Source organism: Escherichia sp. AM3 (genome assembly GCF_032029835.1).
Taxonomy (GTDB): Bacteria; Pseudomonadota; Gammaproteobacteria; order Enterobacterales; family Enterobacteriaceae; genus Escherichia; species Escherichia coli.
On sequence record NZ_JAVUPQ010000312.1, the window covers coordinates 1 to 1,295 of the forward strand.

General features: G+C 48.3%; 2 protein-coding genes. Both read left to right on the plus strand.

From position 1 onward, the window contains the following. A partial coding sequence (locus RTW80_RS25405; RefSeq protein WP_032240414.1) for an IS3 family transposase occupies positions 1 to 427 on the plus strand: 427 nt, incomplete at its 5' end. 153 nt (positions 428 to 580) lie between these two features. Continuing rightward, positions 581 to 1,295 (plus strand): BCCT family transporter (locus RTW80_RS25410; RefSeq protein WP_312720827.1); only part of this gene is annotated, 715 nt, incomplete at its 3' end.

The window sequence follows — 1,295 nt, forward strand, 5'->3', positions numbered from 1 at the left end:
CATCAAAGATGTTTATACGTGCGAAATTGTCGGCTACGCCATGGGAGAGCGCATGACAAAAGAGCTGACAGGTAAAGCCCTGTTTATGGCGCTCAGGAGCCAGCGCCCACCTGCCGGGCTAATCCACCACTCTGATCGAGGTTCACAGTACTGCGCATACGATTACCGGGTCATACAGGAGCAGTTTGGTCTGAAAACATCAATGTCGCGTAAAGGTAACTGTTACGACAACGCTCCGATGGAAAGCTTCTGGGGAACGCTGAAAAATGAGAGCCTGAGCCACTATCGTTTTAATAACCGGGATGAAGCCATCTCAGTAATACGGGAATACATTGAGATTTTCTACAATCGTCAGCGTCGTCACTCTCGTCTGGGGAATATCTCCCCGGCAGCCTTCAGGGAAAAATATCATCAGATGGCTGCTTAAAAAAAGAACAAATGGTAGTGTCCGCTATTGCCAGTACACCTCAACATTCCACCATGCATTCCGATTAACGCCGCATAGCCAGTTGAACTTTGCTACTTTGTGAGAGGTAGTACCTTCTATCCAGTGCGAATTTAATTAATGGAATAAATGATTATGAGTGAAAATGATACAATCCCAAAGAAGTCTACAAGTCAGATTAACAAAGCGGTATTCTTTACATCTGCTTTGCTAATTTTCCTTCTTGTCGCCTTTGCCGCCGTATTCCCGGATGTCGCCGACAAAAATTTTAAACTACTTCAGCAACAAATCTTCACGAATGCCAGCTGGTTCTACATCCTTGCTGTGGCCCTGATTTTACTGAGTGTCACGTTCCTTGGACTCTCACGCTACGGTGATATCAAGCTGGGCCCGGACCATGCGCAGCCTGATTTCAGCTACCACTCCTGGTTTGCGATGCTTTTTTCGGCAGGGATGGGGATCGGCCTGATGTTCTTTGGCGTTGCCGAACCTGTAATGCATTATCTTTCGCCACCCGTTGGCACTCCAGAAACCGTTGCGGCAGCCAAGGAAGCAATGCGTCTGACCTTTTTCCACTGGGGACTGCACGCATGGGCAATTTATGCCATTGTGGCGCTGATTCTGGCGTTCTTCAGTTACCGTCACGGTCTGCCTTTAACTCTGCGCTCCGCACTCTATCCCATTATTGGCGATCGCATATACGGACCTGTAGGACATGCGGTTGATATTTTCGCTGTTATAGGCACGGTCTTTGGCGTTGCGACATCACTGGGTTACGGTGTTTTGCAGGTGAATGCCGGTTTGAACCATCTTTTCGGGGTGCCCATCAATGAAACGGTGCAGGTAATTC